Source organism: Mesorhizobium sp. B2-3-6 (assembly GCF_006442305.1).
In the GTDB taxonomy this organism is placed as follows: Bacteria; Pseudomonadota; Alphaproteobacteria; order Rhizobiales; family Rhizobiaceae; genus Mesorhizobium.
Map to the genome: position 1 here is coordinate 98,377 of NZ_VFVW01000012.1, position 22,180 is coordinate 120,556.

At 64.7% G+C, this 22,180-nt stretch carries 20 protein-coding genes; 14 read left to right on the forward strand and 6 right to left on the reverse strand.

Translation table 11 applies throughout. From position 1 onward, the window contains the following. Window positions 1-126: 126 nt before the first annotated feature. The 8 genes from iolC to phnN all read left to right on the forward strand — a co-directional run bounded on the left by iolC (window position 127) and on the right by phnN (window position 8,756). A complete protein-coding gene (gene iolC / locus FJ953_RS27945; RefSeq protein ID WP_140625517.1) occupies window positions 127-2,061 on the forward strand; it encodes a 5-dehydro-2-deoxygluconokinase in 1,935 nt (644 codons plus the stop codon). 34 nt (window positions 2,062-2,095) lie between these two features. Beyond that, window positions 2,096-3,946 carry a 3D-(3,5/4)-trihydroxycyclohexane-1,2-dione acylhydrolase (decyclizing) gene (gene iolD / locus FJ953_RS27950; protein ID WP_140625518.1) on the forward strand — a complete coding sequence of 617 codons (1,851 nt, stop codon included), beginning with the start codon at window positions 2,096-2,098 and terminating at the stop codon, window positions 3,944-3,946. 144 nt (window positions 3,947-4,090) lie between these two features. Further along, complete coding sequence (gene iolE, locus FJ953_RS27955) at window positions 4,091-5,008, forward strand: myo-inosose-2 dehydratase (RefSeq protein WP_140524144.1); 918 nt, start codon at window positions 4,091-4,093, stop codon at window positions 5,006-5,008. Window positions 5,009-5,048: 40 nt separating this feature from the next. Further along, window positions 5,049-5,267, forward strand: coding sequence for a DUF3329 domain-containing protein (locus tag FJ953_RS27960; protein WP_140491266.1), 219 nt, complete (start codon window positions 5,049-5,051; stop codon window positions 5,265-5,267). A gap of 4 nt (window positions 5,268-5,271) precedes the next feature. Next, window positions 5,272-6,084, forward strand: coding sequence for a 5-deoxy-glucuronate isomerase (iolB, locus tag FJ953_RS27965; protein WP_140625519.1), 813 nt, complete (start codon window positions 5,272-5,274; stop codon window positions 6,082-6,084). A 151-nt stretch (window positions 6,085-6,235) separates the two neighbouring features. Next, window positions 6,236-6,943: a DUF1045 domain-containing protein gene (locus FJ953_RS27970; protein ID WP_140625520.1), complete on the forward strand. Its 708-nt coding sequence runs from the start codon at window positions 6,236-6,238 to the stop codon at window positions 6,941-6,943. A 44-nt stretch (window positions 6,944-6,987) separates the two neighbouring features. Beyond that, window positions 6,988-8,127 (forward strand): alpha-D-ribose 1-methylphosphonate 5-triphosphate diphosphatase, encoded by a 1,140-nt coding sequence (locus FJ953_RS27975; protein ID WP_140625521.1) that lies wholly within the window; start codon window positions 6,988-6,990, stop codon window positions 8,125-8,127. Beyond that, entirely contained in the window at window positions 8,124-8,756 is a 633-nt protein-coding gene (gene phnN / locus FJ953_RS27980) for a phosphonate metabolism protein/1,5-bisphosphokinase (PRPP-forming) PhnN (protein WP_181168533.1), read from the forward strand. Before FJ953_RS27975 ends, phnN begins: the two co-directional genes overlap by 4 nt. Before the next feature lie 56 nt (window positions 8,757-8,812). On the opposite strand, the gene FJ953_RS27985 is transcribed toward phnN, so the two are convergent. The 4 genes from FJ953_RS27985 to FJ953_RS28000 form a co-directional block, all read right to left on the reverse strand. Next, window positions 8,813-9,331 (reverse strand): DUF2231 domain-containing protein, encoded by a 519-nt coding sequence (locus FJ953_RS27985; protein WP_140625522.1) that lies wholly within the window; start codon window positions 9,329-9,331, stop codon window positions 8,813-8,815. A 231-nt stretch (window positions 9,332-9,562) separates the two neighbouring features. Beyond that, entirely contained in the window at window positions 9,563-10,558 is a 996-nt protein-coding gene (locus tag FJ953_RS27990; RefSeq protein ID WP_140517717.1) for an ABC transporter permease, read from the reverse strand. 50 nt (window positions 10,559-10,608) lie between these two features. Beyond that, window positions 10,609-12,147 carry a sugar ABC transporter ATP-binding protein gene (locus tag FJ953_RS27995; RefSeq protein WP_140493406.1) on the reverse strand — a complete coding sequence of 513 codons (1,539 nt, stop codon included), beginning with the start codon at window positions 12,145-12,147 and terminating at the stop codon, window positions 10,609-10,611. 116 nt (window positions 12,148-12,263) lie between these two features. Further along, window positions 12,264-13,226, reverse strand: a complete 963-nt coding sequence (locus tag FJ953_RS28000) for a sugar-binding protein (RefSeq protein ID WP_140491278.1) — start codon at window positions 13,224-13,226, stop codon at window positions 12,264-12,266. A gap of 551 nt (window positions 13,227-13,777) precedes the next feature. On the opposite strand from FJ953_RS28000, the gene FJ953_RS28005 reads away from it, so the two are divergent. From FJ953_RS28005 to FJ953_RS28025, 5 genes are all read left to right on the forward strand, one after another. Next, window positions 13,778-14,872: a LacI family DNA-binding transcriptional regulator gene (locus FJ953_RS28005; protein ID WP_181167260.1), complete on the forward strand. Its 1,095-nt coding sequence runs from the start codon at window positions 13,778-13,780 to the stop codon at window positions 14,870-14,872. A 359-nt stretch (window positions 14,873-15,231) separates the two neighbouring features. Beyond that, complete coding sequence (locus FJ953_RS28010) at window positions 15,232-16,833, forward strand: flavin monoamine oxidase family protein (RefSeq protein ID WP_224681940.1); 1,602 nt, start codon at window positions 15,232-15,234, stop codon at window positions 16,831-16,833. 49 nt (window positions 16,834-16,882) lie between these two features. Continuing rightward, the gene (locus FJ953_RS28015; protein WP_140517716.1) at window positions 16,883-17,296 is read left to right on the forward strand and encodes a cytochrome c; all 414 of its coding nucleotides are present in this window, start codon (window positions 16,883-16,885) and stop codon (window positions 17,294-17,296) included. 89 nt (window positions 17,297-17,385) lie between these two features. Then, entirely contained in the window at window positions 17,386-17,898 is a 513-nt protein-coding gene (locus FJ953_RS28020; RefSeq protein ID WP_140517715.1) for a RidA family protein, read from the forward strand. A gap of 289 nt (window positions 17,899-18,187) precedes the next feature. After that, complete coding sequence (locus FJ953_RS28025) at window positions 18,188-18,988, forward strand: class I SAM-dependent methyltransferase (protein ID WP_140524156.1); 801 nt, start codon at window positions 18,188-18,190, stop codon at window positions 18,986-18,988. 66 nt (window positions 18,989-19,054) lie between these two features. On the opposite strand, the gene FJ953_RS28030 is transcribed toward FJ953_RS28025, so the two are convergent. Beyond that, window positions 19,055-20,587, reverse strand: coding sequence for a winged helix-turn-helix domain-containing tetratricopeptide repeat protein (locus tag FJ953_RS28030; RefSeq protein ID WP_140625523.1), 1,533 nt, complete (start codon window positions 20,585-20,587; stop codon window positions 19,055-19,057). A 127-nt stretch (window positions 20,588-20,714) separates the two neighbouring features. Here FJ953_RS28030 and FJ953_RS28035 point away from each other — a divergent pair, with 127 nt between their 5' ends. Further along, window positions 20,715-21,176: a cupin domain-containing protein gene (locus FJ953_RS28035; RefSeq protein ID WP_140625524.1), complete on the forward strand. Its 462-nt coding sequence runs from the start codon at window positions 20,715-20,717 to the stop codon at window positions 21,174-21,176. A gap of 307 nt (window positions 21,177-21,483) precedes the next feature. Here FJ953_RS28035 and FJ953_RS28040 read toward each other — a convergent pair whose 3' ends face one another. After that, window positions 21,484-22,080 carry a hypothetical protein gene (locus FJ953_RS28040; protein ID WP_210242384.1) on the reverse strand — a complete coding sequence of 199 codons (597 nt, stop codon included), beginning with the start codon at window positions 22,078-22,080 and terminating at the stop codon, window positions 21,484-21,486. Window positions 22,081-22,180 lie beyond the last annotated feature (100 nt).

A 22,180-nucleotide genomic window follows, 5' to 3' on the forward strand; every position in this document is an offset into this window, starting at 1 on the left:
CGATTTTAGATCGGGGAATGCTCATTCCATATTGACTATGGATTGGAATTATTATTTCATATTTTTCGGCGCCACGCTGCCGCTCGCGCGTGTACCCCAACATAACAGGCCCGACGGGAGGTTCCAATGAGCGAAGCCGTGGACGCGAAATACGCTGCGCTCGACGTCATCACCATCGGCCGGGCTTCCGTCGACCTCTATGGCCAGCAGATCGGCTCGCGGCTGGAGGACATCACCTCCTTCGCCAAGTCGGTCGGCGGCTGCCCCGCCAATATCTCGGTCGGCACGGCCAGGCTCGGCCTGCGTTCGGCGCTCCTGACGCGCGTCGGCGACGAGCAGATGGGGCGCTTCATCCGTGAACAATTGAAGCGCGAAGGCGTCAACACCGACGGGCTGAAGACCGACAAGGAGCGATTGACCGCGCTGGTGCTGCTTTCGGTCGAGAGCGAAGGCGTTTCGCCGATGATCTTCTACCGCTCCGACTGCGCCGACATGGCGCTGGCCGAGGAGGACATCGACGAGGCGTTTATTTCCTCGGCTCGCGCGGTCGTCGTCACCGGCACACATTTTTCCCGGCCCAACAGCGATGCCGCCCAGCGCAAGGCGATCCGCATCATGAAGGCCAAGGGCGGCAAGGTCGTGTTCGACATCGACTACCGGCCGAACCTCTGGGGCCTGGGCGGCCACGCCGAGGGTTTTGAGCGCTACGTCAAGTCCGACCGCGTCTCGGCGCAGTTGAAGACGGTGCTGCCCGATTGCGACCTCGTCGTGGGTACCGAGGAAGAGATCATGATCGCCTCGGGCGCGGACGACTGCCTGAGCGCGCTAAAGACGATCCGTTCGCTGTCCTCGGCCACCATCGTCTTGAAGCGCGGCGCCATGGGCTGCATCGTCTATGACGGGCCGATCAGCGACGATCTCGAGGACGGCGTGGTCGGCAAGGGTTTTCCGATCGAGATCTACAACGTGCTTGGCGCCGGCGATGCCTTCATGTCGGGCTTCCTGCGCGGCTGGCTCGGCGGCGAAAGCCTTGCCACGGCGGCGACCTGGGCCAATGCCTGCGGCGCCTTCGCCGTGTCGCGGCTGTTGTGTGCGCCGGAATATCCGACCTTCGAGGAATTGCAGTTCTTCCTCAAACTCGGCAGCAGGCATCTGGCGTTGCGCAAGGACGAGGCGATCAACCACATCCATTGGGCAACGACGCGCCGGCACGACATTCCCTCGCTGATGGCATTCGCCTGCGACCACCGGGTGCAGCTCGAGGACGTGGCGGCCAAGACTGGCGCTGACGCGTCGCGCATCGAGGATTTCAAGGTGCTGACGGTGAAAGCGGCGGCCAAGGTCGCCGCCGGGCGCGACGGATACGGCATGTTGCTCGACGAGAGGCATGGCCGCGAGGCGATGTTCGAATTCGCCAGGCATTCCTTTGCCTGGCTCGGGCGGCCGGTGGAGCTGCCGGGCTCGCGGCCGCTGCGCTTCGAATTCTCGCAGGACATCGGCTCCCAGCTCACCGAATGGCCGGTCGACCACTGCATCAAATGCCTTTGCTTCTATCATCCCGACGATCCGCCGGGCTTGAAGGAGGAACAGCAGCAGAAATTGCGCGCACTGTTCGAGGCCGCGCGGAAAGTGGGCAGGGAGCTTCTCATCGAGATCATCGCCGGCAAGCACGGCAAGCTCGACGACACGACCATCCCGCGTGCGCTTGAGGAACTCTATGCGCTCGGCATCAAGCCGGATTGGTGGAAGCTCGAACCGCAGGCATCCGCAGGCGCGTGGACGAAGATCGAGGCCGTGATCCTGAAGAACGACCCCTGGTGCCGCGGCGTCGTGCTGCTCGGCCTGGAAGCCCCGCAGGACGAGTTGGAGGCCGCCTTCGCAGCGACGGCCAAGGCGCCTATCGTCAAGGGTTTCGCGGTCGGCCGCACCATCTTCATCAATGCCGCCGAACAATGGCTTTCCGGCAGGATGTCGGACGACGAAGCGATTGCCGATATGGCATCGCGCTTCGAGCAACTGACCGAGGCATGGCTTGCCGCGCGCGGCGGTAAAGCAGCATAAGAAGGCACGGGCACAGGGACTGCGGAGGAAACCAATGAGCAAGACAATCCGCCTGACGATGGCGCAGGCGCTGACCCGTTTCCTGAGCAAACAGAAGACCGAGATCGACGGCGCAAAGGTACCGATCTTCGGCGGCGTCTGGGCCATCTTCGGCCACGGCAATGTTGCCGGCATCGGCGAGGCGCTCTACCAGGTGCGCGACGAACTGCCGACCTTCCGCGCCCACAACGAACAGGCGATGGCGCATGCGGCGATCGCCTATGGCAAGGCCAATTTCCGCCGCCGCTTCATGGCCGCCACCTCCTCGATCGGACCCGGCGCGCTCAACATGGTGACGGCGGCGGCACTTGCGCATGTAAACAGGTTGCCTGTCCTGTTTCTCCCGGGCGACGTCTTCGCCAACCGCATTCCCGACCCGGTGCTGCAGCAGGCCGAGGATTTTTCCGACGGCACGGCGACGGTCAATGACTGTTTTCGTCCGGTGTCGCGCTATTTCGACCGTATCACGCGGCCAGAGCAGATCATCCCGGCGCTGAACCGCGCCATGGCCGTGCTGACCGACCCGGCCGAATGCGGGCCGGTGACCTTGTCGCTCTGCCAGGACGTGCAGGCCGAGGCCTATGACTATCCCGAGAGCTTCTTTGCCGAACGGGTCTGGCGCCAGCGCCGGCCGCGCCCGGATCGGGCTGAATTGGCGGCTGCGGTTGCAGCGCTGAAGAGCGCACGCAAGCCGCTGGTGATCGCCGGCGGCGGCGTGCTCTATTCTCAGGCCTCGAACGAACTGGCGAAATTCGTTGAAGTCGCCGGCATTCCGGTCTGCGAAACGCAGGGCGGCAAATCCTCGCTGCCGGACGATCATCCGCTCAACATGGCGGCGGTCGGCGTCACCGGCACGTCGGCCGCCAACCGGCTGGCGGAAGAGGCCGATGTCGTGCTCGCCATCGGCACGCGCCTGCAGGATTTCACCACCGGCTCATGGGCGCTGTTCAAGAATTCGGGCAAGACCATCATCGGCTTGAATGTGCAGCCTTTCGATGCCGGCAAGCATCGGGCATCGACGCTGGTCGCCGACGCGGCCGAAGGCTTGGCCGAACTCGGTGCCGCGCTGAAGGGTTGGAAGGTGCCATCCGCCTGGACCGACAATGCGGCAGCCGGCAAGAAGGAATGGCAGGCCGAAGCCGCCAAGGTGACGGCGTCGACCAATGCCGCCTACCCTTCCGACGCGCAGGTGATCGGCGCCGTGCAACGCGCCATGGGCTCCGGCGTGACGCTGCTCAACGCCGCCGGCGGGCTGCCGGGCGAATTGCACAAGCTTTGGCAGGCCGGCGCGCCCGGCTCGTATCATGCCGAATACGGCTTCTCGACCATGGGTTACGAGATTGCCGGCGGGCTCGGCACCAAGATGGCCAAGCCCGGGGAAGAGGTCGTCGTCATGATCGGCGACGGCTCCTACCTGATGCTCAATTCCGAGATCGCCACCTCGGTGATGCTCGGCCTGAAGCTGACCATCGTGCTGCTCGACAACAGGGGTTTTGGCTGCATCAACCGGCTGCAGATGGCGACCGGCGGCGCCAACTTCAACAATCTCCTGAAGGATGCGCGCCACGAGGTGCTGCCCGACGTCGACTTTGCCGCGCACGCCGCGAGCATGGGGGCGATCGCCGAGAAGGTTTCGTCGATCGCAGGGCTGGAGACGGCGCTGGCTCAGGCGAAAGGCAACGACCGCACCACGGTACTGGTCATCGACACCGATCCGCTGGTCTCCACCGATGCCGGCGGCCACTGGTGGGACGTGGCGGTGCCGGAAGTCTCCGAGCGCAGCCAAGTGAACGCGGCGCGCAAGGTCTATGACGAGAAGCGGCGGATGCAGAGCGTCGGCGATTGATCTCGGCGCTGCCCACCCCCTACCTCTCCTTGTGGGGAGGTCGGACCGAAGGTCCGGGTGGGGTCTGGCGCCGCACCCCCACCCCGCTGCTTCGCAGCGACCCTCCCCACAAGGGGGAGGGTGAACAAGAACCGGAGTGACGACTTGAAAGCCAAACTGGGCATGTCCCCCATCGCGTGGTGGAACGACGATCTTGCGGAACTCAGCGACGACGTGTCGTTGGAGGAGTGCCTACGCCAGTCGCGTTCGGCCGGCTTCACCGGCATGGAGATGGGACGGCGCTTTCCCAAGGACCCCAAGGTGATGCTGCCGATCCTGAAGGCGGCTGACGTCACACTGTGCGGCGGCTGGTTCTCGGGCACGCTGGTCGACGAGGAGATGAGCAAGAACAAGGATCGCATCCAGCCGATGATCGACCTGTTCAAGGCGGTCAACGCGCCTTGCATCGTCTATGGCGAGGTTGGCCGTTCGATCCAGGGCGACCGCTCGAAGCCGCTCGCCACCAAGCCGAAACTCTCGAGCGACGAGATGAAGGCCTATGCCAGGCGCCTGACCGAATTCGGCGAATGGTGCGCCGAGCAAGGCATGCCGCTTTCCTATCATCACCATATGGCGGCGGTGGTCGAGACCGAGGCGGAGCTCGACGCCTTCATGCGCCATTCCGGAGCGGGCATTCCGCTGCTGCTCGACGCTGGACATCTGGCCTTTGCCGGCGGCGATGTGCTGCGCGCCATCGACAATCACCACAAGCGCATCAGCCATGTGCATGTGAAGGATGTACGCATGGGTGTGATCGAGAAGCTCGACCGCACGAGGCAGTCCTTCCTCGATGCGGTGGCTCTCGGCGCCTTCACCGTGCCGGGCGACGGCTCGCTGGATTTCGGCGCCATCGTGCAGCGTTTCGCCGACCATGGCTATGAAGGCTGGTTCGTGGTCGAGGCCGAACAGGACCCGAAGAAGAACCCGCCGCTCAAGATGGCGCAGGTGGGCCACAAGGAGTTGATGCGGGTGATGACGGCGGCCGGCTATACGGTCGAGACGCAGGGCTTCCCCGATGTCTGATCGGGTTCTCGCCAGGCCGGGCTTGCTGTAGGTTGCCGCGATGAAAGATTCCGAGCACCCCTTCTTCCGGCCATTGTGGCGGCGTGTCGCCGTCGTCGCGGTGTGCGTCATCTGGTCGATCATCGAATTCGCGAGCGGCACGCCGTTCTGGGGCGTGATCGCGCTGGGCTTCGCCGGCTATGGCGTCTGGCAGTTTTTTTATCTCTACAAGCCGGCCGACGAGAACAAGGCGCCCGCCGAAGTCGAACCGAAGGAGTAACCGGATGTCGAAGCTGCTGGTCAAAGCCGACAAGGGCCATGGCCGTGTCGCGCATGTCACCCCGCAAAGCGCCGGGTGGACCTATGTCGGGTTCGACCTGCATCGGCTGAAATCAGGGCAAACGGCTTCGGGAACAACGGACGATCGCGAAGTCTGCCTGGTGTTCGTCACCGGCAAGGGCACGGTCACGGCCGGCGGCAAGGATCTCGGCCTGCTTGGCCAGCGCATGTCGCCCTTCGAAGGCAAACCATGGTCGGTCTATGTGCCGCAGGGATCGGACTGGTCGGTGACGGCTGATAGCGGACTGGAACTGGCGGTCTGCTCGGCGCCGGGATTGAGCGGCGGCCTGCCAGTTCGCGTCATCGGGCCTGACGACCTCGGCCAGGAGGTACGCGGCAAGGGCACCAATACACGCTACGTCACCAACATCCTGCCCGAGGGCAAGCCGGCCGATTCGCTGCTGGTGGTCGAGGTCATCACGCCCGGCGGCCACACGTCGAGCTATCCGCCGCACAAGCACGACCAGGACAATCTGCCTGCCGAGTCCTATCTCGAGGAGACCTATTACCACCGCCTCAACCCGCCGCAGGGCTTTGCTTTCCAGCGGGTCTATACCGACGCCGACAAGGACGGCTCCCGCGATCTGGACGAGGCGATGGCGATCGAGGACGGCGATGTCGTGCTGGTGCCCAGGGGCTATCACCCCTGCGCGGCTTGTCATGGCTACGACCTCTACTACCTCAACGTCATGGCCGGCCCGAAGCGGACGTGGAAATTCCACAATGCGCCCGAGCACGAATGGCTGATGAAGGCCTGACCGTTGCGCGTTCACGGCTGAACCTGTTGGTCCAGATCAGGAAAATCGTCGGCTAAGGACCGGCGGGGTCGATTTGCCTTCGAAAACCCTTCAAAGCTTCGTCAATCCGTCATGGAAATCACCTATGGCAACGGGCTGACGAGGATCTTCGATGCGCTACGCCATCTACTTCACCCCCCAACAGGACGAAAAATTGGCGCGGATCGCCGCCAACTGGCTGGGCCGTGACCCGTTCGGCGCCGCGACGCGACCGGTGGAGGCGGTGGGCGATTTGTCGGCGGCGGAAGTCGCCTTCCACACCGCATCGGCACGGCGCTATGGTTTTCACGCAACGCTGAAAGCCCCTTTCCGGTTAGCGGCCAACGAAACCGAAGCCTCGTTGCGCGCAGCGCTCGACGCCTTTGCCGAGGCGACGCCCGTTGTGATGATCCCGCGTCTCGTCGTCAGCCAGATCGACGGTTTCTTCGCACTGGTGCCGGAGGCGCCATTGCCTCCGCTCAGTCGCTTCGCCGATGACGTGGTGCGCGATTTCGACCGCTTTCGCGCGCCGTTGACGGAGGCCGAGATCGAGCGGCGCAGCCCGGACTCGCTGAAGCCGGGCGAATTCCGCAATCTCTGCCAATGGGGCTATCCTTACGTCTTCGAGAGCTTCCGCTTTCACATGACGCTGTCCGGCAGGGCCGGGCCACAGGAAAGCCCTCGTCTTCGCCTGGCAATCGAGGGCCTGTTCGCCGAGGTGCTGCGCCAGCCGGTTCCGGTGGACGCGCTGACGTTGTTCATCGAGCCCGAACCCGGCGCCCCGTTCATGGTGCTTTCCCAGCACGCGCTCGGGCGCCGTCCGGCCAGAAAAACCGCCTGAAGCAACAAGCCGTAAAGGCCAGAAAAAACCAAGGACTGCCTGAAATGACCGCCGAGACCATTCTGAGCAACGCCCGCATCATTCTTGCCGACGAGATCATCGACGGCTCGCTCGTGATGCGTGACGGTCTGATCGCCGACATATCCGCCGGCGCCGTGCGAGCCGGCGAGGACATGGCTGGCGACTTCATCATTCCGGGACTGGTCGAGCTGCACACCGATCACCTGGAAGGCCACTATGCGCCGCGGCCCAAGGTGCGTTGGAATCCGATCGCCGCCGTGCTCGCCCATGACGCGCAAGTGGCGACCGCCGGCATTACCACCGTGCTCGATGCCTTGCGTGTCGGCATGGACGAGGATGCCGATCTCAACGCCGCTGACATCCGCAAGCTCGCCGACGCGATCGAGGACAGCGTGCGGATGGATCGATTGCGGGCCGATCATTTCATCCATCTACGCTGCGAGGTCTCGGCGCCGGATTGCCTCAGGGCCTTCGCCAATTTCGAGACGGACGAACGGGTGAAGCTCGCCTCGCTGATGGACCATGCGCCAGGCCAGCGCCAGTTCGTCAACCTCGAAACCTACGCCTACTACTATCAGCGCAAGCTGAAGCTGACCGATCACAATTTCCAGAAATTCTGCGAGAAACGGATGGGCGAATCGGCCCGGAATTCGGCCACGAACCGCGTCTTCATCGCCGCCGCCTGCCACGAGCGCGGCATCGTGCTTGCGAGCCATGACGATGCGACGACGGGCCATGTCGACGAAGCCATCGAGCAAGGCGTGCGCGTTGCCGAATTCCCGACCACCGAGGAGGCCGCCAGAGCTTCGAAGGATGCCGGGCTCGGCGTGCTGATGGGCGCGCCCAATGTCATGCGCGGCGCCTCGCATTCGGGCAATGTCTCGGCGCGCACGCTGGCCAGCGACGGCCTGCTCGACATATTGTCGTCCGACTACATCCCCTTCAGCCTGATCCAGTCCGCCTTCTTTCTTGGCGACGTCGTCGACGGCATTTCCCTGCCGCAGGCGGTGGCGATGGTGTCCAAGAACCCGGCCGAGGCCGTCGGTCTTTCCGATCGCGGCGTCATCGAAGAGGGCCGCCGGGCCGACCTGGTGCGCGTGCGCCTCGACGACCACGTTCCAGTGGTGCGCACGGTCTGGCGGCAGGGGCGGCGGGTCGCGTGATGGCTTCGGCATTGATCGAGCGTGAACTGTCGGCCGAGGCGTTTCCGATACGCGACGGCGTCTTCGTTGCCGTGGTGGGCCCGAGCGGCGCCGGCAAGGATACGATCATCGGCCATGCCAAGGCGCTTTTCGCCGACGAGACGCGGCTGGAGTTCGTGCGCCGCGTCATCACCAGACCGAGCGACACGGCAAGCGAGGATCACGACACGCTGGCCGATGCCGCCTTCATCGAGGCCGAAGCCGACGGCGCCTTCGCCGTCTCCTGGGAGGCGCACGGCCTGCGCTACGGCCTGCCGGCCGAGGTCGATTGGGCAGTGGCCAACGGCCATGTCGCTGTCGCCAATGTATCGCGCTCGATCATCCCTGCCTTGCGAAAGCGCTATGCCAATCTGGTCATCGTCGAGATCACCGCTTCGCCCGATGTGCTGGCCGGGCGGCTGGCGATGCGTGGCCGCGAGTCGCGCGGGGAGGTTCTGGCACGCCTGGCGCGAAGCGCGCCTGTGACGCTCTCCGGACCCGGCGTCACCTCGATCGACAATAGCGGTTCGCGCGAAGCGGCAGGCGAGCGCTTTGCCGAGGTGCTGCGCAAGGCGATGGCGTTCTCCGACATGTCGGGGCTGATCGACTAAAGGTGTTGATGGTCAGGTGGCGCCCGCCTGACCTGAATATCGAATGCACCTTCGTTCTATGCCGCGTGCCGGTCGTGGTCGGCACGACGCGTGCCGGCCGACGGCGTTGCCGAAGGTTGTGTCGGCGCGTCCAGAACCGCGACGTGATGGCGGTACACCATTTCCCAGCCTTTCCAGCCGGTAAACAGCAGGATGCAGACAACGATCAATGAAAGCAGCACTCCCCATGGGCGAACTGCCGCTTCGGCGCCTTGGCTGTAGCGAAGATAGAAATTGATCAGCGCCAGAACGACGGCGGTCAAATTGCCGACCATATGGTACCAGGCGTCCGTCAGCGCGCGGATGCGCGGCTCGCTCAGGAAATCGATAAAGCCGGCAATCGCCGCCAGGAGAGCCATGACGATGGCTGCTCCAATCAGCCACATCGACGCGCGTGCCCAAAAGGCGTCGGCAGTCCCCCAGAACATCAAATCGGTGAGAAACGCGCCGACAAGGAACGCGACAGGAAAGGGAATGAGCATCGGATGGATGGGATGACCTCCCACCTTGGCGGTGCTTAGCGGATTCGCGGCCATGACAATGCCTCCGAATAGAAAAGCTTTGAACAACGCCCAGACAAGGGTTTCGTTCCAATCCGGATGGAAGCTCGCAAGACCGTTTTCGCGATGCCGCCCCCCTTTTGCACTCAAGTCACTTGGGGCCGCACAGATACGGCCGACAACAGATCGAGCGGAATTGCGGGGCGGGCGAGATAGAGCGGCGTTATCTTTCGACGGCCACGGCGGATGGTGGCTTTTTGCCCCTGACTATTCCGCCGCTGCGCCGGCGATGCTCTTGCGGCTGGCGTCGACCATGCGCCGCCGCGCGCGGAACACACCCCATTGCTGGTCGATCAGCACGCCGATGAGGATGACGCCGCCCATCACCGCGAAGTTGAGCGAGGACGGGATGCCGAGCAGATTGACGAGGTTCTGCAGCTCCTGCAACAGCACGGTGCCGAGGATGACACCAATCAGCGAGCCCTCGCCGCCGCGCAGCGAGAAGCCGCCGAGCACGGCCGCGGCAATGGCGTAGAGCTCGTAGAACTGGCCGTGGCTGGCTGGCGAGATGGAGCGCGTGTACATGGCGAAATAGATCGCCGACAGCGCCGTCAGTACCCCGCAGATGACGTAGGCGGCCATGACGACACGCCCGGTGCGGATGCCGGAATATTTCGCCGCCTCCTCGTTCTTGCCGATGGCGTAGAGATAGCGGCCGAACACCGAGCGGTGCAGCACCACCCACATGACGATGGCGATGACGATCAGGGCGAAGAAGGAGTTCGGCACGCCCCAGGAGCGGCCGGCGGTCAAGAATTCGAGCTCCGGGAAATTCTGGCCGAAGGCGAAGCCGGCGGTGCCGTCGGCGGTGTAGAAGCGGGCGACGCCGCGATAGATCAAAAGGCCGCACAAGGTCACCACGAAGGGCTGCAATTTGAGCCGCGTGATCAGCCAGCCATGCGCCAGGCCGATGATGGCACCGAGCACCAGGATGAGCACGAAGGCCAGCGGCCATTCCATGCCGCGCACGGCGATGAAGTCGATGAAAAGCGTTCCCAGCAGCGCCACCAGCGAGCCGACCGACAATTCGATGCCGCCGGTGATGATGACGAAGGCCTGGCCGATCGACAGGATGCCGAACAGTCCGATCAGGTTCGAGGTGTTGGCGAGATTGATCGGCAGCAGGAAGCGCGGATTGATGATGGCGACGATGGCGCCGACCACCAGGATCAGGATCAGCAGGCCGAGATCTTTCTTGCTCATCATCTTCTCCCCAATGCCGGCCCGAGCGCTTCCGCGGCGCGGCGGCAGAATTATTTCGGCTGCTTGCCTACCGCCAGCAGCAGCACGTTTTCCTGGCTGAACTGGTCCTTGTCCAGAATGCCCGAGATCTGGCCCTCATGCATGACGGCGATGCGGTCGGACACGCCGATCACCTCCTCCATGTCGCTGGAGATCATCAGCACGGCGACGCCGGCGTCGGCCAGCGCACGCATCAGCCCGTAGATCTCCGCCTTGGCGCCGATGTCGATGCCGCGCGTCGGCTCATCGAGGATCATCACCTTGGGGTTCATCGCCAGCCATTTGGCCAGCACGACCTTCTGCTGGTTGCCGCCCGACAGCGTGCCGGTGCGCGTCTGCACCGAGGGCGCCTTGATGCCGAGATCTTTTTTCTGCTTCTCGGCGGTTGCCGTTTCGGCGCTGGTCGACACCAAGGAGCGCTTGGCATGCGCTGGCAGGTTGGGCAGCGAAATGTTCTGGGCGATCGAAAGGTCGAGCAGGATGCCGGTCAGCTTGCGGTCCTCCGGCACTAGGAAGATGCCGTGCGCGACGGCATCGGCCGCCGAGCCCAGGGCGAGCGGCTTGCCGGCGAGCTCGAGCGTGCCGCCAAGGCTGCTTTCGATGCCGAAGAACACCCGCGCCAGCTCGGTGCGGCCGGAACCGACAAGGCCGGCAAGGCCGAGGATTTCACCGCGCCTGACGTCGAGATCTACCGGGCGGCCGGGATAGGTCGGGGTGCGGATGGCCTTGGCCGACAGGGCGACGGCGCCGGGGGCGCGGGCCGCCTCGGAAGCCTTCTCGCGCTCCTTCAGCATGCGGCCGATCATCAGCTTGACCATCTGGTCGTGGTTGATGTCGCGCTTGGGCAAGGTGCCGGCCAGCATGCCGTCGCGCAGCACGATGACGCGGTCGGCGACGCGCTCGACCTCGTGCAGGCGATGCGAAATGAAAATGACGCTGATGCCGTCCGCCTTCAGCGCCCTGATGACGTCGAGCAATTTGTCGGTCTCGGCGATCGGCAGGCTCGACGTCGGTTCGTCGAGGATGACCAGCCTTGCCTTGATCGACAGCGCCTTGGCGATCTCGACCATCTGTTGCTGAGCGAGCGACAGTTCGGCGACGGGCGTGTCGGCGGAGAAATTGGCGCCGACGCGCTTTAGGAGCGGCGCCACCATGGCGCGCAGCCTGGCGCGGTCGACGAGCCTGAGCGGCCCGGCGCGCAGCGGTTCGCGGCCGAAGAAGATGTTGGCTGCGACGTCGAGGTTCTCGAAGAGGTTGAGTTCCTGGTGGACGAAGGCGATGCCGGAGCCCAGGCTGCCCTCGACGCTCAGGCCGTCATGGGCGGTGCCGTCGACGGTGACGGTGCCGCTGTCGGGCCGCGTCACGCCGCCGAGGATCTTCATCAAGGTGGATTTGCCGGCGCCGTTCTCGCCGACGAGACCGATGACCTCGCCCGGCCTGACCTCCATCGAGAAGCCGTCGAGCGCGACGACGCCCGGATAGGTCTTGCGCACGTTCTCGAGACTGAGGAACGGGGTGGTCGCGGCGATGGATGTGTCGGAATAATTCATCATGCCTGACAGCGTTGGCGGGCCGACCTCTTGGTAGACTGACTGGCCTCGAAGGGTTCGTCAATGCGAGAGCAGCCGGCTCAAGCGACGTTGAGCCGGCTGAACTGCCTTCGGTCTTAGTTTCCAGCCATCGCCTTCAGATTGGCGGCGTAGGCGTCGACGTCATCCTTGCCGATGATCTTGGTCGGGATGATGATGAGGCCGTCGGCCGGGATGCCCGACTTGTCGCCCTTGAGATAGGATGCCATCAGCTTCATGCCCTGATAGGCCCACTCGAAGGGCTGCTGCACGACGGTGGCGGCAATGGTGCCTTCCTTGACGCCGCCCAGCGTGATCGGATCGTCATCGAAGCCGACGACGGTGATCGAGCCGAGCTTGCCGGCATCGCGCAGCGCTTCATAGATGCGCGGCGTGTTGTAGGAGTAGAAGCCGACCATGCAGGTGACGTCGGGGCTGGCGACCAGCGCGTCCTCGACATTCTTCTTGGCGCGGGCCTGGTCGATGTCGTCGCCGCGCACGTCGACGAGCTCGATCTTGGTGCCGGCCAGGCCATCCTTCATGCCCTGGATGCGCTCCTTGGCATTGTCGGCGCCGAGCAGGCCGACGAAGCCGAGGCACTTGCCGCCGTCTGGCATCGCCTTCTTGGCGATTTCGGCCGCCTGCTTGCCGGCATCGACATTGGACGAGCCGATATAGGCGACGCGCTTGGTCTGCGGAGCGTCGCTGTCGGTGGTGAACAGCGCCGTTTCCGAGGCGATCTTGTTCAGCCCGTCGGTCGAGGTCTTGGGATCGACGGCCGAAACCATGATGCCCTTGACGCCGGCGGTGACCAGATCGTCCATCAGCCGCTGCTGGATGGCGACCGAGGACTGCTCGGGATATTTCAGCTCGAGATTGTAGTCGGGCAGTTCGCCCTGCGCCTTCTTGACGCCGGCTTCGGCCGCCTTCCAGAAGTCGGAAGCGCCGTTGACGACGAAGGCCAGCGTCGGCTTGTCGTCGGCGCGCGCGATCGTGCTCGCCGTCAGGCCAAGCAGCAGCGCCGCGGTGGCCACGGATGCATTGCGTATCAAGGATTTCATGTTCAACCTCCCGTTTTGGCCGGTCGTCGGACCGGCCGATCCTGCACTTGTCTGATTTGCCGTTCGCGGCTTGGACGCCCTCCTCCTCAAGGGTTCCCGGCACTGAAGATGGCGTCGTTCCAGCCACGGCGACGGACTTTAGAGACTCATCCCCCGTTCGTAAATAGTCCGATTTGTCAGACATATCACATGTCCGCGACAAGGCTTCGCGGGGGTACTATCCGCTTGCCATCGGGCCATTCGCATGCACCGCGCCCCAGGGAAAACGGACGCGACGGACCGACGTTACAGCGCATTTTCGTATTAGTAAACGGTATTAGTTGCGTTCGATGGCGACCGCGCCGGCGGTGACGCCGTTGGCTTTGCCGAGAACGCAAGGGTTTGGCGCAAAAGGGATAATCGGCTCATATGCTGTGATTTTAAGCTGCCCGAGCCCCTTAGCCAGTAGACCGGTCGCCTGCTAATAGATATAAGTCAGCCGATACTTCTATAAACCGGCGCGGCCTTGATGGTCGCCGGGCAGGCCGGACAGGCCGGGGAACACGAACAGCATGAGTGAGACCACCGATATCGCGACGGCAAGGCGCCGCAAGGCGCCGGTGAAGCCCAAGGGCCGGGTCACCATGACCGACATTGCGCGCGCCGCCGGCTGCTCGCAGGCGACTGTTTCCTTCGTGCTCAACAATTCGCCTGGCATAAAACTGTCGCGGCAGACGCGCGAGCGGGTGATCGAGGCGGCGCGCGCGCTGGGCTATAGTGCGCCGGCCTTTTCGGCACTGAAGGCGCCGGCCAGCGCCTTCGACGGGCTGGACGGGGTGATCGGCTTCGCCGTCGACCAGCTCGCCACCAGCCCGGAAGCCGTCGTCGCCATCGAGGGCGCGCGCCAGGCCTCGTGGAACGCCGGCAACGTGCTTCTGGTGGCGCAGACCATGGGCGACGCCGTGATGGAGCCGCGCGCCATAGAGGCGCTGACCAGGCGGGGCATTTCGGCGCTGATCTACATGACCATCTTCACCCGCGAGATCACGGCGCCCGACTTCCTCTACAGCCTCGACATCCCGGTGATCCTGCTCAACTGCTACACGTCGGATTACGCCTTCCCCGCCGTGGTGCCCTCCGAGATCGCCGGCGGCCAGAGCTCCACCCGGCACTTGATCAGCCACGGCCACCGCCGCATCGCCACCATCACCGGCGAGCCCTGGATGCAGGCGGCACAGGACCGCCTGAAAGGCTACCGCCGCGCTCTTGCCACTGCCGACATCCCTTTCGATCCCGAACTGGTGGTCGAGGGCGACTGGTCGGCAAGTGCCGGCTATGCCGCGACCGTCAAGCTCCTGGCGCTGAAGGACCGCCCGACCGCCATCTTCTGCCAGAACGACCGCACCGCGATCGGCTGCTACGAAGCGCTGAAGGAAGCCGGCCTGCACATCCCGCAAGACATCTCCGTGGTCGGCTACGACGACGAGGAAATCGCCCGGCATCTGTTCCCGCCGCTGACCACCTCGATCCTGCCGCATATGGCGATGGGCCAATGGGCGATCGAACAGCTCGAAGCGCCAGCGACGGTGGGACGGGGGCGCTATCCTATCACCAAGCTGGAATGTCCGCTGGTGGAGAGGGAGAGCGTACGGGCCGTGGCAGGCTGACCGCCCGGCCGACAAGGCAAGCATTTGGGCGATGAAAACCGGCGCCGCGAGCGCCGGCAGGCCACGGACTTTCCCGTCGGACTTTTCCGCTGTCGGGCCAGCCAGGCGTGCCCTTTCAATTGGCACAGCAAGCGGTCTGGCCGCCGGCCCCGAGGCCGCGAAGGCGTGAAAAATGCCGGCCAGCGACGCCGCGAGAGCCCTATTGCGCCAATGTTCGAGGACATTTGTTCCAAGCGCGGCGTGTTGGTTGAACAGATTGGGTTGCAGGCATAGCCTTGCGTCGTCCACCGGGGCTCGCCTCGAGCTTGCGGGGGCAACAGGCGGCGGATCGCGGCGTGCCGCTGATCGAGGAGACTAACATGCAGCTCGAACAATCCCTTGCCGGCATGCGCCGGCGCGACCTTCTCAAAATGATCGGCATTACGGCGGGCAGCGCCGCAATGTACCAGGCCATGACCAGCATGGGGCTGGCGGCAGAGTCCGATTACAAGGGACCGATCAAGCTCGAAGGCGACCCGAAAGGCGCTTCGGTGCTCGTCCTGGGCGCCGGCCTTGCCGGCATGCTGGCGGCGCTGGAACTGCGCCAGGCCGGCTACAAGGTGAAGATCCTCGAATACAATGCCCGCGCCGGCGGCCGCAACTGGACGATACGCGGCGGCGACACCGTCACCGAACTCGGCGGCTACACGCAGAAATGCGAGTTCGACGAGGGGCTCTACCTCAATCCCGGCCCCTGGCGCATCCCTTACCATCACAACGGGCTGTTGGCCTATTGCCGGAGGCTCGGGGTGACGCTGGAGCCGTTCCAGCAGACCAACCACAACGCCCTGCTGCACTCGACGGAGGCCTTCGGCGGCAAGCCCAAGCGGGTGCGCGAGATCGAGACCGACTTCAAGGGCCACACTTCGGAGCTGCTGGCCAAGGTGGCCAAGAAGGGCCAGTTGGAAGGGCTCGTCTCCAAGGAGGACCAGGAGGTGCTGCTCGAGGCGCTGCAGTCCTGGGGCGCGCTGGACAAGGACTACAGCTACAAATCCAGCCTCGCGACCGCCGAATTCCGCGGCTACGAGAAGGAGCCGGGCGGCGGCATCGGCGCCGAGCCGGTGGCGGGTCAGATCATCGGCGCGTCCGACGTGCTGAATTCGCGCCTGTGGGGCAGCCTCGCCAACTTCTCGCTCTACGAATTCCAGACCACCATGTTCCAGCCGGTCGGCGGCATGGGCAGGATCGGCGAAGCCTTCGCCAAGCAGGTCGGCGACCTCATCACCTACAATGCCAAGGTCACCAAGATCGCCCAGAACGACAAGGGCGTGACGGTGACCTATGAGGACGCGAAAAACCCCGGAACCGCCCAGGAAGCCAGCGCCGACTGGTGCGTGTGCACCATTCCGCTCACCATCCTCAGCCAGATCGAAATCCAGGTCGGCGGCGCCATGCAGGCGGCGATCGGGGCGGTGCCCTATGCGTCCTCGGTCAAGGTCGGCCTGCAGATGAAGCGCCGTTTCTGGGAGGAGGACGAATCGATCTTCGGCGGCGTCAGCTACACCAACTTGCCCATTTCGCAGATCTCCTACCCCAGCACCGGCTTCAACGCCGGCGGCAAGGGCGTGCTGCTCGGCTGCTACACATGGAACGGACCGAACTCCTACGAATTCACCGCCATGACCCCGCAGGAGCGCGTGCAGAAGGCGGTGGAATACGGCGCGCAGCTCCACCCGCAATACAAGCAGGAATTCGAGACCGGCGTTTCCTGGGCATGGCACCGCTCGCCCTTCACGCTTGGCTGCGCGGGCGACTGGACCGAGGAGGCACGCAAGGAGCATTACGACAATCTGTGCCAGATCGACGGCCGCATCGTGCTGGCCGGCGAGCATGCCTCCTACATTCCCGCCTGGCAGGAGGGCGCGATCCTGTCCTCGCTCAACGCCATCACCCGCCTGCACCAGCGCGTCATGCAGGGATGAGGCCATGCCGATTCCTTCGTTCACCCCGTATCCCGCGAGGCATCCCATCATGAGCAGCTCCTTCAAAAGACCCTGCGGTCTCATCGCCGCCATGGCCGCCGCCATGGCGTTCACGGCTCCCGGCGCGTTCGCCGATTCGGCCGGCGTCACGTTCAGCCAGGGCGATACTTTCACCGAAAAGGACGGCGCGGCGCTCTATGCCAATGTCTGCGCCGCCTGCCACCTGGACAAGGGGCAAGGCGCGGTCGGCGCCGGCCACTATCCGGCGCTGGCCAAGAACAAGAACCTGGAGACCGGCGGCTATCCGGTAAGCCTCGTCCTGCACGGGCAAAACGGCATGCCGCCGGTGGGGCAGATGATGAGCGACGACCAGGTCGCGGCCGTGGTCAACTATGTCAGGACGCATTTCGGCAACGACTACAAGGATGCCGTGACGGCGCAAGACGTGAAGGATGTCCGCTGATTGCGGATGTCGCCCGCACATGCGGCACCGCAAACCGCGCGGCGGGCATTTTGGCGCTCGCCGCCCTCTCGAATGGAAGGAAACGGGTCATGAAACCATCGATCGGGAAATCATGGATTGGGGCCGCCGTGCTGGCGGCGGGAATGCTGGCGGCCGGCGCGGCCGTGGCCGACGACGTCGTTCGCCACAAGATTCCGAATTCGGATTTTCCGATCCTGCGCGCCGTCGAGGTGCCGGCCGGCAAGACCACGGTCTATCTCAGCGGCGCCGTGCCGTCGGTCATCGACGAGAAGGCGGACAAGGCGACGGTCGCCGCCTATGGCGACACCGAGGCCCAGACCGGCTCGGTGCTGAAGTCGATCGACAAGACGCTGGCCGATCTCGGCCTGAAGATGGGCGACGTCGTCAAGATGCAGGTCTTCCTGGTCGGCGATCCCGCCAAGGGCGGCAAGATGGATTTTGCCGGTTTCATGAAAGGCTACACGAAGTTTTTCGGCACAAAGGACCAGCCGAACCTGCCGACGCGTTCGGTGGTGCAGGTCGCGGGCCTCGCCGGCCCCGGCTTCCTGGTCGAAATCGAAGTGACCGCCGTGCGGCCCTGAAGCCGGGGCGTTCGGCCAGCCCGTCGAGCCAGGATGCCGAACGGGCTGGCGAGGCGCGGATCTGGCGGGCCGCGAACCGGGGCGGCTGAAGCGGCCTCGCTCGCCCAGGCACCCACCGAAAGGCGGAGCCGGGCGATGTTGACCCGCCAGTGAGGGCTAAACCGCGCGGAGCCCACGCCCATGCACTAGCCATTCGTCGAAGGCAGGTTGCGGGATCGCGGACGGAAAACCGCCTCACGCTTTTCCCGGAATTGCCCTAGCCTCGCCTCTTCAGCGCAGGGAGAGCGAGATGACCTCAAGTTTCACCGTTCATGACGCCAGCGGATATGAGCAGCTCATGGGCCGCTGGAGCCGCAAGCTCGCGCCCAAATTCATCGACTTCGCCGGGCTTGCCCGCGGCGAAAAGATCCTCGACGTCGGCTGCGGCACCGGCAGCCTGACATTCGAGCTGGCCAAATCCGCCGACCTCGCGGCGATCGCGGCAATCGACTTTTCGCCCGTCTTCGTCGAGGCGGCGAAGCGGCGCAACACCGACCCGCGCATCGAGATCCAGCAAGCCGACGCCACCGCCTTGCCGTTCGCCGACGATGGTTTCGACCGCGCGCTGGCGCTGCTCGTGCTCCACTTCGTGCCGGAGGCCGGCAAGGCGGTGGGCGAGATGCGCCGCGTGGTGCGGCCGGGCGGCGTGGTGGCGGCCGTCGTGTGGGATCATCTCGGTGGCATGCCCGGCATGCGCATGATGATCGACACGGTGGCCGCGCTCAGCGAAGGCGGACGCCAGATGCGCAGCCGCTATTGCTTCCAGCCGATGATGCAGCCGGGCGAAATGAAGCGGACTTTTGTCGAGCAGGACCTGGCCGACGTGACCGAAACCGAGCTGATGATCCGCATGGACTACCGGGACTTCGACGACTATTGGGCGCCGATAGCGGCCGGCGAAGGCCCGCTCGGCAAATACATGATGACGCTCGATCCAGCCGAGCGGACGCGCAGCGAGGCCGCCGTCCGCGATGCCTATGAGGCCGGCCGGCCGGATGGCGCGCGGTCGTTTGCGAACGTTGCCTGGGCTTGCAGGGGCGTGGTGCGGTAAGGGCGCCGAAGAACCGCCCATCCGCCATCTGCCGCCCAGGCCGGTCTCCATGAAGACGCGCCGGCGCTATTGCGGCAGACCGGCGGCCTGCAGCGCCTCGCCGAGGCATTGCGCGAGCGCCGGGGCGCAGTGCACGGCCGCGAACTGCCGGCTGTAGCGAAACGTCGGGTGCAGCTCACGCACCCGCGCGGCCGCCGCCATCGCCTCGTCCAGCCGGCCGAGTTTCGCCAAAGCGGCGGCCAGTTGCACATAGGTGATGCTGTGGGCGGGATTGGCCTGCACGGACCTGTATGCGGCGCGGCAGGCCTCGTCATAGCGGCCGCGCAGCAGATGGCTCATCGCCTGGGCGTCGAAGGCGGCGAAGGCCCATGGGTCGAAGGGGCTCAGCCGCATTCCGCGCTCGCTCCACGCGATGGCTTGCTCGGCTTCGCCGCTCCAGCCGAGAATGACGCTGCCCAGAATGTAGGTCAGGGCGGATGACGGGCTGACGGCGAGCGCGGCTTCCAAAGCGGTGAAGGCGGCCTTGCGGTCATGTCCATCCATGCCGATCGAAAACCCCGCAAGGGTAAGCGCCGAGGCGTCGTCCTGCCCGTGCAGGATGGCCAGGCGGGCATGGCGTACCGAAGCCTCGCGATCGGCTTCCTGCATGCCGGCGCGAACGAACAGGCAATGGTGGCACATGGCGGCGTTGCCGTGGGCAAGCGCATAGGTCGGCTCGAGTTCGATGGCGCGTTCGAGCAGCACGAGCGCCTGCGTCACCCGTTCGGGCATGCCGGAATCCACGTCCGGCTGGGCCCGCAGCACGAGGTCGTAGGCATCGAGACTGTCGGGTCGCTTGCGCCTCACCCTCTCGATCTCGACGCGCCGCAGGCTGGGCGCGATCGCGCCGACGGCCGCGAGCGCGATCTCATCCTGGAGCGCGAAAATATCGGCGGAGGCGCGGTCGAAGCGCTCGGCCCATATGTGGGCGCCGGTCGAGGTGTCGATCAACTGGCCGGTGACGCGCACGCTGCCGCCGGCCCTGCGCACGCTGCCTTCGAGCACATAGTGGACGCCGAGCTCGCGGCCGACCTGCTTCACGTCCACCGCGCGTCCCTTGTAGGTGAAGGAGGAGTTGCGGGCGATGACGAACAGCCAGTTGATGCGCGCCAGGCCGGTGACGATGTCGTCGACGATGCCGTCGGCGAAATAATCCTGTTCGCCGCTCAGGTTCGAGAACGGCAGGACCGCGATCGACGGCTTGCCGGGCCATGTCAGCGTTGCCGCCTCGGGGCCGAGACCACCGATCGCGACCTCGGGCCCGACATAGCGGTAGCCGTGCCGCGGCAGCGTCTCGATCCAGCTTCCGCCGCCGGCCGTGCTCTCCAGCATGCGCCTGGCCGCCGCGATCTGCACCGTCAGATTGCTGTCCTCGATCGCTTGGCCCGGCCATGCGGCGTCGATCAGCGCCTGCTTGGGAATCGGCTTGCCCGTGCGTTCGACAAGCAGCGCCAGCAGCGCGACGGCCCGTTGGCCGAGCGGCGTCGGCTGGTCGCCGTGGAACAGGATCCCGGCTTCGCCGTCGATGCGAAAGGGGCCAAAGGCGAGGCTCGTTGCCATTCCCGAAGGAGATACCGTTTGCAATCTTTTCGCAATGATTTCGCAACGGCTTCACGACTGGCCGGCCGGGTAGAGGCATCCTGTGCCGGTGGCTGCGGGAAAAAGCAGCGAACCGATGGAGGATCAAATGAGCGCCGCCCCTGTCATCCGGATGCCCGACGAGACCAAGGGGGTCATGCTGCGTGGCCAGCCGATGGTGTTCCTCGTCACCGGCGCGGATACCAGACACACGAGCATGTTCGACTGGACCATACCGGCCGGCTTCGCCACCGGCCTGCATGTCCATCGCGTGCAGGAAGAGACCTTCTATGTGCTTGACGGCGAATACGTCTGGCACGTCGGCGCGCAGGTGATCCGGGCGACGCCTGGCACCTTCCTGTTCATTCCGCCCGGCGTGCAGCACAACATCACCAATGTCGGCGAAAAACCGGCCCGCGTGCTGATGACCGTCTCGCCGCCCGGGCACGAGCACTATTTCGAGGACCTTGCGAGGCTTGCCGCAAAAGGCTCCCCGGATCCGAAGGCGCTCGCCGCGCTGCGGAACCGCTACGACACCGACCAGATTTCCACCCTGACGGCAAGTGCCTAGGCGAATTGGTGCATAGGCGTCATTGGCCTGCTTCCGGCGCAACCGTAGCGTCCACCAGCGATGTCCGGACACGGCAAAGATGATCTCCACGGCCGAGAGGCGGCCTCGGTCCCGCCGCACGTGGCGAGGGGCCAATGGGCGATCGAGCAGATGGAAGCGCCGGCGGCGGGGCGGGGCGCTATCCCCTCACCAAGCTCAAGTGTCAGCTGGTGGATGAGGAAAATGTAGGGGCCGGGGGCGGATAGGCGCGCCTTCGTTCGAAGCGGCCAATCTCATCTAACCGCGCGTTCATATCCGAGAAAATCGCTCAATCGTAAACAAGGCTGGCCAAATCAAACATGTTGGTCGACACAAACCGGTTCACCCTATCGTCAAACAGAAGACGCACTGGCAAATCCTCACCATGAACTGTCCCCCAAAACACCTTGCCGTAGGTCGAATGGTCGACTCGCGCCTTGATTGTGTTGCGATCCGACTGCAAACGTCCCGTTTCGCCGTCATCCTTGATTTCGATCAGCGCGATACCGTCGGGTTTCGAGCGGCGCGCCACGCCTACCGCAAAATCAGGAAAAAAGTTGCTGCCGTCCGGCAGCACCAGTTTTGGAGCCCATTTGGTGTTTTCTGTGCAGCGCAACCACCACAAAACTGTACCAGTGCTATCCTTGTCGAGCAGCTGTGCAAATGCGCTTTCCGGGCGATTCATGCCGGAGGGAAAGACGCCGTGTGCGGCCTTGTCGGCGCGCTGCAATCCCTCGATATCAACTAGGTTCAACGGGATTTGGTCTCCATTTTCAACCGTCATCCGTAGACGCTGAGCCGCCCGTACGGCCTCACGCATCGCTGGTTGTTGCTCCAATGCAGCGAGCGCCACCCCCCGCCTCAGCATTCGCTCATCGGTCGGCACCGCTTTTTCATCCGCGGCGCACTCTAGAGCGTTTCATATCTTGACGGAAGCGTAGCCTGCGTTTTCGAAGTAGTTCCTGCATTCGGCTGCCTCGATTGTT

Coding starts and splice junctions, on each gene's coding strand:
- iolC (WP_140625517.1), top strand. CDS start 127: ATGAGCGAAGCCGTGGACGCGAAATACGCTGCGCTCGACGTCATCACC.
- iolD (WP_140625518.1), top strand. CDS start 2,096: ATGAGCAAGACAATCCGCCTGACGATGGCGCAGGCGCTGACCCGTTTC.
- FJ953_RS27960 (WP_140491266.1), top strand. CDS start 5,049: ATGAAAGATTCCGAGCACCCCTTCTTCCGGCCATTGTGGCGGCGTGTC.
- iolB (WP_140625519.1), top strand. CDS start 5,272: ATGTCGAAGCTGCTGGTCAAAGCCGACAAGGGCCATGGCCGTGTCGCG.
- FJ953_RS27970 (WP_140625520.1), top strand. CDS start 6,236: ATGCGCTACGCCATCTACTTCACCCCCCAACAGGACGAAAAATTGGCG.
- FJ953_RS27975 (WP_140625521.1), top strand. CDS start 6,988: ATGACCGCCGAGACCATTCTGAGCAACGCCCGCATCATTCTTGCCGAC.
- FJ953_RS27985 (WP_140625522.1), bottom strand. CDS start 9,331: ATGGCCGCGAATCCGCTAAGCACCGCCAAGGTGGGAGGTCATCCCATC.
- FJ953_RS27990 (WP_140517717.1), bottom strand. CDS start 10,558: ATGAGCAAGAAAGATCTCGGCCTGCTGATCCTGATCCTGGTGGTCGGC.
- FJ953_RS27995 (WP_140493406.1), bottom strand. CDS start 12,147: ATGAATTATTCCGACACATCCATCGCCGCGACCACCCCGTTCCTCAGT.
- FJ953_RS28000 (WP_140491278.1), bottom strand. CDS start 13,226: ATGAAATCCTTGATACGCAATGCATCCGTGGCCACCGCGGCGCTGCTG.
- FJ953_RS28005 (WP_181167260.1), top strand. CDS start 13,778: ATGAGTGAGACCACCGATATCGCGACGGCAAGGCGCCGCAAGGCGCCG.
- FJ953_RS28010 (WP_224681940.1), top strand. CDS start 15,232: ATGCAGCTCGAACAATCCCTTGCCGGCATGCGCCGGCGCGACCTTCTC.
- FJ953_RS28015 (WP_140517716.1), top strand. CDS start 16,883: ATGAGCAGCTCCTTCAAAAGACCCTGCGGTCTCATCGCCGCCATGGCC.
- FJ953_RS28020 (WP_140517715.1), top strand. CDS start 17,386: ATGAAACCATCGATCGGGAAATCATGGATTGGGGCCGCCGTGCTGGCG.
- FJ953_RS28025 (WP_140524156.1), top strand. CDS start 18,188: ATGACCTCAAGTTTCACCGTTCATGACGCCAGCGGATATGAGCAGCTC.
- FJ953_RS28030 (WP_140625523.1), bottom strand. CDS start 20,587: ATGGCAACGAGCCTCGCCTTTGGCCCCTTTCGCATCGACGGCGAAGCC.
- FJ953_RS28035 (WP_140625524.1), top strand. CDS start 20,715: ATGAGCGCCGCCCCTGTCATCCGGATGCCCGACGAGACCAAGGGGGTC.